7 protein-coding genes are annotated in these 10,064 nt (G+C 74.6%); all 7 read left to right on the plus strand.

The window, feature by feature from the left end; translation table 11 throughout:
* Window positions 1-43: 43 nt before the first annotated feature.
* Window positions 44-1,081, plus strand: a complete 1,038-nt coding sequence (locus ABWI07_RS32790; protein WP_353820941.1) for a class I SAM-dependent methyltransferase — start codon at window positions 44-46, stop codon at window positions 1,079-1,081.
* Window positions 1,078-2,916, plus strand: a complete 1,839-nt coding sequence (locus ABWI07_RS32795; protein WP_353820942.1) for a ferritin-like domain-containing protein — start codon at window positions 1,078-1,080, stop codon at window positions 2,914-2,916. Before ABWI07_RS32790 ends, ABWI07_RS32795 begins: the two co-directional genes overlap by 4 nt.
* Window positions 2,913-3,875 (plus strand): alpha/beta hydrolase, encoded by a 963-nt coding sequence (locus tag ABWI07_RS32800; protein ID WP_149264584.1) that lies wholly within the window; start codon window positions 2,913-2,915, stop codon window positions 3,873-3,875. The genes ABWI07_RS32795 and ABWI07_RS32800 overlap by 4 nt, the downstream gene beginning before the upstream one ends.
* Entirely contained in the window at window positions 3,872-4,594 is a 723-nt protein-coding gene (locus ABWI07_RS32805; RefSeq protein ID WP_149264585.1) for an alpha/beta fold hydrolase, read from the plus strand. Before ABWI07_RS32800 ends, ABWI07_RS32805 begins: the two co-directional genes overlap by 4 nt.
* A gap of 340 nt (window positions 4,595-4,934) precedes the next feature.
* Window positions 4,935-7,214: an ATP-binding protein gene (locus ABWI07_RS32810; RefSeq protein ID WP_353820943.1), complete on the plus strand. Its 2,280-nt coding sequence runs from the start codon at window positions 4,935-4,937 to the stop codon at window positions 7,212-7,214.
* A gap of 550 nt (window positions 7,215-7,764) precedes the next feature.
* A complete protein-coding gene (locus ABWI07_RS32815; RefSeq protein ID WP_353820944.1) occupies window positions 7,765-9,030 on the plus strand; it encodes a helix-turn-helix transcriptional regulator in 1,266 nt (421 codons plus the stop codon).
* 249 nt (window positions 9,031-9,279) lie between these two features.
* On the plus strand, window positions 9,280-9,951 hold the full coding sequence (locus ABWI07_RS32820; RefSeq protein ID WP_149264588.1) for a sigma-70 family RNA polymerase sigma factor: 672 nt from the start codon (window positions 9,280-9,282) through the stop codon (window positions 9,949-9,951).
* Window positions 9,952-10,064: the final 113 nt, after the last annotated feature.

Genomic DNA, 10,064 nt, shown 5'->3' on the forward strand with positions numbered 1-10,064 from the left:
CGGCGCGAATGCCGGTGCGGGCGACCGGACGGGGGGATTCACGATGATCGCATCGGCCATGGCCGCGGAGTTCGGCGACGTCGCCGGATGGACCGCCGACGCCGTCGAGCACCTCGGCGAGGGGTACGCGATCCCGGCGGCCTGCCGCGGCAGCGCGGACCCGGCGGGGCTGGCCTGGCTGGCGGAGGCGTGCGAGCTGGGAGCCGGGACCAGGCTGCTGGACGTGGGCGCGGGCGCCGGCGGTCCGGCGGCCTGGGCGGCCGAGAGGTTCGGGGTCCGGCCGATCCTGCTGGACCCGATGCCGGCCGCCTGCCGGGCCGCCGCCCGGCTGTTCGGACTGCCGGTCGTCACGGCGGACGGCGGCCGGATCCCGCTCCGCGGCGGGTCCGTCGACGCCGCCTGGTGCCTGGGGGTGCTGGACACCGTCCAGGACAAGGCCGCCGTGCTCCGGGAGATCCACAGGGTCCTGCGGCCCGGGGCGCCCCTGGGGCTCCTGGCCGTCGTGGCCCGCGACCCGCTGGACGCCTGGGACTCGCAGGACTTCCCGGCCCCGGAGGGCAACCTGTTCCCCACCCGCCGGGAACTCGACGAGCTGCTCGCCGGCACCGGCTTCGAAGTGATCGAGCGGATCGACCGGCCCGGCGGCGCGCCGCTGTCGTGGACGCGCCGCGCCGAACGGGCCGCCGCGCTGGTCGCCGCCGAGCACGGGGCCGACCGCGCGCACGCGCTGGCGGTCCGCCAGAGCCGGAGCCTCACCCGTCTGTTCGCCACCGGACAGATCTCGATGCAACTGATCCATGCGGACGGACGTCCGCTCGGGGCGCCGTCCGCCCCGGCCACGCGTGGAGGAGCCATGAACGGTCCGACCGGTGACAACGAGTTCGAAATCGAGTTCGAGGCGGAGGTCCGGGCCGAGCTGGACCTGGTGGCGTCGAGCGACGCCGAGCAGGTCGCGGCCCTGCCGGTCTCGGAGTGGCTGTTCGACCCGGCCGACGCGGGGCGCGAACAGCTCGGGCTCCGCAACCTGCTCGGCGCGGCCCAGGAGCTGGAGACCGACGACCTCCGGGACGAGACGCCATGAACCGGGACACCATGAACCGTCCCCCGCAGGGACGGCATCGCGCGGCGCCCGCCGGGTCCGCGAGGATCGCCACGCTCGACGATCTCCGTGAGCATCTGCAGTGGGCGATCGAGCTGGAGCACGCCACCCTGCCGCCGTACCTGTGCGCGCTCTATTCGCTCGACGCCGAGCGCAACCCCGAGGCCGCCGAGGCGGTGGCCGGCGTCTTCGTCGAGGAGATGCTCCACCTGGCGCTGGCCGCGAACCTGCTCAACGCCGTCGGCGGCCGCCCGAGGCTGGACATGCCGCGGATGCTGCCGCCGCACCCCCGGCGGCTGCCCCACGCGGACCCCTCGCTGGTGCTGTCGCTGCTTCCGTTCGGTCCAGAGGCGCTCGACATGTTCCTAAGGCTCGAACGGCCGGCGCCGCCCGGGGCCCCGCCGGAGGGCGACGCCTACGAGACGATCGGGCAGTTCTACGACGCGGTCGAGGACGGGCTGCGCCACCTGTGCGACCGGCTCGGCGAGCGGGAGGTCTTCACCGGGGACCCGGCCCGCCAGGTCCACGCCGGGCATTTCCGGCACACCGCCGGCCGGCTGGTCGCGGTCGGCGACCTGGCCTCGGCGCTGACCGCGCTGCGGGAGATCGTCGAGGAGGGGGAGGGGTCGTCCCGCGGCGAGGTCTGGGACGGCGACCAGGACGTCCACCACCCCGAGCGGGACGAGGTCGCCCACTACTACCGCTTCCAGGAGCTCAGAGCCGGGCGGCGCTACCGGCGGGGCGACACCCCGCGGTCCGGGCCCACCGGCGAGGCGATCGCCGTGGACCCCGCGGGCGTCCTGCCGATGAGGCGCGACCCGCGACTCGCCGACCACGCTCCGGGCAGCGCGATCCGCACGGCCCAGGAGGAGTTCGACCACACCTACTGCGCCGTCCTGCACCTGCTGGAGCAGGCGTTCAACGGCAGCCCGAGGCTGCTCGCGGTGGCCACCGGCACCATGTACGGGCTCAGGGCGCAGGCGCAGGCCCTCATGCGGATGCCCGACGTGGAGGGCATGAGGGCCGGCCCCACGTTCACCTACGTCCCGCCCGAGCGCCGGCGCTGGAGCACCGACGACCGGCAGCGGATCGTCGTGCTCCCGGACGGCCCCTACCTCGTCTACGGCAGGGTGCCGCTCAGGCGCAAGCGCAAGATCGTCTCCGCCGAGGACGACGCGCTGACCTGGCAGACCGGCGAGACCCTCGCCACCGAGGACACCTACGCACTGTGCCGCTGCGGCCGGTCGGGCGCGAAGCCCTTCTGCGACGGGACCCACGCCCTGATCGGGTTCGACGGCACCGAGACGGCCGACGTCCGCCCGTACAAGGAGCTGCAGCACGTGCACGACGGGGTCGGCATCTCGGCCCAGCGCGTCGGCGAGCTGTGCATCCACGCCGCGTTCTGCATCGGACGCACCAGGCCGATCGCCGCGATGCTCGCCGACACCGAGGACAGCGACGTGCGCGCCGACATCATGGGGCGGATCGACCACTGCCCCTCCGGGTCCTACAGCTACGCCCTGCGGCGCGGCGGCGAGTCGATCGAGCCGGACCTCCCGCGGGCCGTATCGGTCCTGGAGGAGGAGCACGGCCTGGCCAGCGCGCTGTGGGTCACCGGCGGCGTCCCGGTCGAGCGCGCGGACGGGCTCCCGCTGGAGACCCGCAACCGGATGACGCTGTGCCGCTGCGGCCATTCCGCGAACAAGCCGCTGTGCGACGGAACCCACCGAGAGATCGACTTCCGTGAGGACGGGACGGGGCCGGAGCCCCGACCGGCCGATGACGGGAGCACCACTGAGAAAGGAAGACGAGCATGAGCAAACCCATTCTGGAACCGGCCGCGCAGGAGTTCGGCGAGGCGGCCGCCAAGCCGCCGCTGCTGTACGAGCGGGGTGTGGAGGGCGCCCGGAGGCTCCTGGACGAGGTCCAGGCCGGGCCGGTGGAGATGCCCGAGGTGGACGAGAAGTGGATCACGGCGCCGGCTGCGGCGGGTGACGTGCGGGTCCGCCTGGTGCGGCCGATCGGGGCGGCCGGTGCGCTGCCGGTCGTGCTGTACGTCCACGGCGGCGGGTGGGTGCTGGGCAACGCCGGCACCCATGACCGCCTGGTGCGCGAACTGGCCGTCGGGGCGGGCGCCGCGGTGGCGTTCGTGGAGTACGACCGCTCGCCCGAGGCCCGCTACCCCGTCGCGATCGAGCAGGCGTACGCCGCCGCGCAGTGGATCGGCGCCAACGGCGCGGCCGAGGGCCTGGACCCCTCCCGCATGGCGGTTGCGGGGGACTCGGTCGGGGGGAACATGGCGGCCGCGCTGGCCATCCTGGCCAAGCGCCGCGGCGACGTGTCCTTCGTGCACCAGTCGCTGTACTACCCGGTCACCGACGCCGCGCAGGACACCGGCAGCTACCGCGAGTTCGCCGACGGCCCGCACCTGACCGCCAAGGCGATGGCGTGGTTCTGGGACGCCTACACCACCAGTCCCGAAGAGCGCGCCGAGATCACCGCCTCGCCGCTGCGCGCCACCCTGGAGGACCTGGCCGGGCTCCCGCCCGCCTTCGTGATCGTGGACGAGAACGACGTGCTGCGCGACGAGGGCGAGGCCTACGCCCGCCGCCTCACCCAGGCCGGCGTGCCCACCACCAGCGTCCGCTACAACGGCACGCTCCACGACTTCATGATGCTCAACCCCGTCCGCGACACCAACGCCGCACGGGCAGCGACCGCGCAAGCCATCGCGACCCTCAAGGCCGCGCTGCAGACCCGAAAGGAAGACTCATGAGCACCACTGAGAATCCCGTCGTCGTCCTCGTCCACGGAGCCTTCGCCGAGTCGGCCAGCTGGAACCGGGTGATCGAACGCCTGCACGGCCGCGGGCTGCGCGCCGTCGCCGCGGCGAACCCGCTGCGCGACCTGGCGGGCGACGCCGCCTACGTCCGGGACGTGATCCTGGGCCTCGACCGGCCGGTCGTCCTGGTCGGCCACTCCTACGCCGGCATGGTGATCAGCCAGGCGGCGGCCGGCGTCCCGGCCGTCCGCTCCCTGGTCTACGTCGGCGCCTTCACGCCCGACACCGGCGAGAGCGCCCTGGCGCTGTCGGGCAAGTTCGCGGGCAGCACCCTGGGCGACGCGCTGGTGGCCTATCCGGTCGCGTCCGGGGGCAACGAGTTCCGGATCGACGAGGAGAAGTACCACGGCCAGTTCTGCGCCGACCTGGACGCCGGCGAGGCCGCGCTGATGGCGGTGACCCAGCGCCCGGTGACCGAGCGTGCCCTGACCGACGGGCTGGGCGCGGCGGAGCCGGCCTGGCGCACCAAGCCGTCCTGGTTCGTCTTCGGCGGGAGCGACCGCAACATCCCCGCCGAGGCGATCCGGTTCATGGCCGACCGCGCCTCCTCGCGGGGGACCCGGGAGATCGCCGGCGCCTCGCACGCCGTCGCCGCCTCCCAGCCGGACGCCGTCGCCGCCTCCATCATCGAGGCCGTCGACGCCGGGGAGTGAGCGGAGCCGCGGCTGCGCCGCGCGGTGCCGGACGGCCCACGGCGCCGCGCGACGCCTCCACGGGCAGGAACCCGAGGGACGACGGCCGATCCACCACCGAAGGCTTGATCGCGACCTGACCGAGGCGTCTTCCGCCCGGACCGGCCGCACCCGTGAGTGACGCGCGTGCCCCGTACCGGGAGTGGCCCGACCAGGCACGGGCCCGGGGGATGGATCCCCACCAGGGACCCGCGCCAGGGCATGTCCCCGATGCGAGCGCGACACGGGCCCGGCCACAGTTTCTCTTGCCGGCGATGGCGTGTCGGCGAGGCGCATTCGCGGCAGTGCGAACGGAGGAGTCATGACGGTCGAGGGGACGATTCCGGAGCGGGGCGACCTTCCGTTGCGCGGCCGCGAGGCCGAGGCGGGGCTGCTGGGGGAGCGGCTCGCCGCGCTGGGCGCAAGAGAGGGCGGGGTGGTCGTGGTGGAGGGGCCCGCGGGTTCGGGGAGGTCGCGGCTGCTCGCGGAGACCCGTGCCCTGGCCGTCGCCGCGGGCCTGCCCTGCCTGCACGGGGCCGGGGTGCCCGGCGGCCTCCCGGTCCCCTTCGGCCCGCTGCTGGAGGCCCTGTCCGCCGGTCCGGAGCCGCTGCCGGACCCCCTCGCGCTCCCCGCCGTCGGCGCGGCGGACCTGCGGTCATGGACGCTGCGGGAGATCCGGGACAGGCTGGCGCGGAGTGCGGCTGAAAGGCCGCTGGTGGTCTGCCTCGACGACGTGCAGTGGTGCGATCCGGTGACCCTGGAGGCGCTGGCGACGTTGCGGGTGAGCTTGATAGACCTCCCCCTCCTCTGGGTGCTCGCAGTGAGTCCAGGTCCCGGCGGCGCGGACGAGGCGTTCTCACTGCCGAGGCGTCCCGGAGAGGACTACCGGATCGTCCTCGGGCCGCTGTCCGACCACGATGTCAGGGCACTGGCGGCCGATCTGCTCCAAGCCGAGCCGGGCGACGACGTGATGCGCGTGGCGCGGCGTGCGCACGGCATACCGCAACTGGTCGCCGAACTGCTCCTCGGCATGCGGGAGGAGGGGCTCATCACGGTTCGGGCCGGTGTCGCCTCGACGGCCGCCGAGACGATCCCGCGCCGGTTCCTCGACCTCGTCCGGCGCCGGCTCGACCAGTTGTCGCCACCCGCCCGGCACGGCCTGCAAGCGGCCTCCGTGTTCGGCCGGGCCTTCACCGCCGACGAACTGGCCGGGCTCACGGGGGCCTCGGCCGGCGAGACCGCAGCGGTGGCTGACGAGGCGGTCGGCGCGGGACTCCTCACCCGAACGGGCACTCTCCTGGACTTCCGGCACGACCTGGTCCGGGAGGCGCTCTGGGAGGCCCTCCCTTCGGCGCTGCGCCGCTCCCTGAGGCGCCAGGCGGCGGAGGTTCGTCTCGCCCAGGGCGCCGGGGCGGCGGACACCGCCGTCCCGGCGCGGGCCGAGCTCGTGCCCGGGACCCCGGAGGCCTGCGGGCGCGCGCTGCTCCTCACCGCGTCGGGGCAGGTCGGGGCGGCATTGCGGGAGGCCGATGAGGGCGTACGCGGGGCCCGGCGGTTCGGGCACGCGGCCGCGGCCCTTCCGTGGTCGATGACCCGCGCGCGGGTCCTGCTCGACGCGGGCCGGCTCGCCGCCGCCCGCGCCGAGGCCGCCGCCGCCCTCGACTCCGCCGGAGACCCGGAGGCGGGCGACTTCGCCGACGCCACGGCCCGGTACGCGCTCGGCCGGGCGGCGGTGCATTTGGGGGACCGGGACGGCCTCCGCCGCTGCGCCGCCGACGGCGCGCGGATGATGGCCGCCGAGGCGCCGGCGGTGCGGCGCACCGGTGCCTGGCTGGCCGCGCTGGCAGCCGACGCCCTCGGCGACACCGCCCGCGTCGCCGAGCTGGTCGAGTTCGCCTGGCAGGGGGCGGACGCCGCGGGCCCGGCGCCCGGCGCTCCGCCCGACCCGGCCGACCATGTCGTGCTCGCGCGCCTCGCGCCGGCCGCCGGGCTGCCCGGCCTCGCGGCCGCCGCCGCGGACCGCGCCGCCGCACTCGACTCGGCAGGGCTCGACCCGGCGGTGCCCCTCCTGCGCGGCCTCGCCCTCCAGGCGCGCGGAATCGTCGACGACGACCCCGACCTGCTTCAGCACGCCGTCAAACTGCTCAAGGACGCCGAGCGCCCGCTGGTCCACGCGTCCGCGGCCGAGGACGCGGGACGCGCCCTCGGCGCGGACGGCGACCCCGCCGCGCCGGACTACCTGGACGCCGCCCTCGACCTGTACGAGGAGTCGGGCGCCGCCCGCGACGCTGCCCGCGTGCGGAGGCGGCTGCGCCTGCTCGGCGTGCGCCGTCCGCCGCGCCTCCGGGAGGTCGGGGACGAGGCCCGATGGGGCCTGACCGCGGCGGAGGCGCGCGTGGCCCGGCTGGTGGCGCAGGGCGCGACCAACCGCCAGGTCGCCGAGCAGCTGTTCCTGTCGCGGCACACGGTGAACACCCACCTGCGGAGCATCTTCGCCAAATGGGGCATCCGCTCCCGCGTCGACCTCACCCGCCTCGTCGTGTCACACGAGGCAGGCGGCCCCGCCCCCAAAAGGCCGACCCAAAGGGCCTCGTCGACCTGATCGGGCGCGAGCTGCTTGCGCCGATTGGGTGCCCGACGGGCGCGGGCGCTCGCGTACAGGCGCGCGGCTCCGTCGCCCGGTAGATGGCCGATCGCACCAGGGGGCGGAAGCTGACGCGCGCGCTGGCGACGAGCGCCTTGGCGACCTCTATGTCCGCCACGCCTAGGGCCGCGCTCGCCGCAGCCCCCGGGGTCACCGGTTGGGGCCGTGGCCCGGCAGCAGGAGGCCGCGCGCCGGCTCCGGGAGTGGGGGCAGTCGTGCGAACAGGCTTTGTTCGAGGCGGCTCCCCGGGGCGTTCGCGCTGGTCAGCGACAGTTCGTTGTTGATCGCCCTGTCTGGGCGTTTCTTGGTGCCCGGGCGGCGGCCCGGGCTCCGGGGTCATGGCTCCCGGGTGTGGTCCGCGCGCACTCCCTGGGGGACCCCCGGGTGCCCCGGGGGTCCCCCAGGGGTGCGGGCAAGGGACTCTCCCCGATGCGACCGCGAGGCGCTCCCGGCCACAGTGGATCGTGCCGGTGGTGGGGTGCCGCCGGGAAGGCCGAACGGAGGAGCCATGGCGGTCGAGCACGAGACGGGGCCGCTGCGGGGTCGCGAAGCCGAGGCCGCCGAACTGGCCGGATGGATCTCGCGGTCGCGCGACGGACGCGGAGGGGTCCTGCTGGTCGAGGGACACCCGGGAGCCGGTAAGAGCCGCCTCGCGGAGGAGGCCCGGACCTTCGCGGAGCACCTCGCGATCCGCGTTCTCAGGGGGACGGGGGAGCGGGAGCGGCAGAGCGTCCCGTTCAGCGCGCTGCTGGGGACGCTGGCGTCCGGTGGTCCCCCCCTCCCCGGCGCGGCCGACCTCCGGACGCTGTCCGAGTCGCCCGAGCACCGCTTCTGGCTGGTCCGGACGGTGCAGGACCGGTTGCGTCAGGCGGCCCTGGACGGGCCGCTCCTCGTCGTGATCGACGACCTTCAGTGGTGCGACGCCGGGACGCTCCTGGCGCTGCGCATCCTGCCGGCCCGGCTCCGCTCCCTCCCGATCCGCTGGCTGCTCGCCGTCCGCACCGGTTCCCCCGGCGCCGACGTGCGGGCGACGCTCGCCCGGCTCGCCGACGCGGGCGCCCGGACGATGCGTCTCGACCGGCTGCCGGAGGACGCGGTCGCCGAGATCGCCCGGGATCTGCTCTGCGCCGAACCGGGCCGCGACGTCCTCGACCTGCTCCGGCAGGCCGAGGGTTTGCCGGAGCTGGTGACCGGGACGGTCCGCGGACTCCTCCGCGAGGGCGCCGTGACCCGGACGGGCGCGGTCGCGCACCTGACCGGCCGGCGCTCCCCGGTCCCCTCCTACGGCTCCGCGGAACGCCTGCTGGGCCACCTGTCCCCGCCCGCCCAGGACGTGATCCGGCTCGCGTCGTCGCTCGGCCGCGACCTGGAGGCCCGCCGGCTCGCCGACCTCGCCGGGCGCACCCTCGCCGAGGTCGTGGCGGCCCTCCAGGAAGCCGTCGACGCCGGTCTCGTCCGTCCTACGGACCCCCTCACGTTCCGGCACGACCTCCTCCTGGGCGCTCTCGGCGGGACGGCGCCGAAGACAGTTCCCGCGGCGGCATCCGAGAGGGCAGTCGAGGCGGGCCGAGTGCAGGGATGGGACGCGCTCACGCCCGCCGAGCGCCGGGTCGCCGCGCTCGTGGCGACGGGGGCGACCAACCGCCAGGCCGCCGAACGGCTCTTCCTGTCGCCCGCCACGGTCGGCACTCACGTCATGCACACGTTCCGCAAACTCGGCGTGAACTCCCGCGTGGAATTGGCGCGCGCCTACCTGGAGCGCGACGCGGGCTGACCATTCCTGAAAGGAAGGCTGGAACCGTATCGGCGGTGCGGTTCCAGCCTTTCGGTGCTGCCTTGACAATTCTGCTGTGACAGCTCCTACTCATGCTCTGAACTGCAACTAGGCGATCTCATGCATTTGTGTCATGCCCCATTCGACCCTAGACGAGATGGTGAGTGCATGAGGAGCGCAACCCACGGATACGGCCACTCGGAGAACGGCTTGACAGGCGGAATCGGACACCATCGTCGTGAGGTTGGAATGAGCATTGCTCTTGAGGAACGAGACCGGGCGGACTCCCTCGACCAGGCCGCCGAGACGTTCACCGAGGTGCGTTCGCGCCTCTTCGGCATCGCCTACCGGGTGCTCGCCGACCCGGCGGAGGCCGAGGACATCGTCCAGGAGACCTGGCTGCGCTGGCAGGGCTCCGACCGCGCGACGATCGTCAACCCGCCGGCGTTCCTGGCTTTGATCACGACCCGGCTGTCCATCAACACCGCGCGGTCCGCGCGGGTGCGCAGCGTGACCTCCCTGGGCTCCCTGCTGCCCGAACTGGTCGACCCCGGCAACGATCCCGCCGTCGGGGCCGAGCGGGGCGAGGCGCTCGAACGCGCCCTGCTGGTGCTGCTGGAGAGGCTCACCCCGGCCCAGCGGGCGGCCTACGTCCTGCGCGAGGCCTTCGTCTACCCCTACGAGCGGATCGCGGAGATCATCCAGGTCAGCCCGGTCAACGTCCGCCAGCTGGTGAGCCGCGCGCGCAGGCACCTGGGCAGCGCCCGGCGGGAGCCGATCGACGTCGACGACTACCGGCGCTTCCTGGCGGTCTTCCTCGACGCCGCCCAGAGGGGCCACATGACGGCACTGGAGAACCTCCTCGCCGAGGACGTCGTCGGCTCCCCGGCGGACGACCGCGTCAGCGGCCGGGCGGCGTGATCGCCCGGGCACGCCTCACCATTGATCGCCGAGTGTGATCTCCTGCTCGCTGTTTGTGTCGCCGCGTGAAGGGGATCTTCGTGCTGCGGAGGGAGTCATCCGGCCGCGGCGGC

It is taken from the genome of Actinomadura sp. NPDC000600 (assembly GCF_040492135.1).
GTDB lineage: Bacteria > Actinomycetota > Actinomycetes > Streptosporangiales > Streptosporangiaceae > Spirillospora.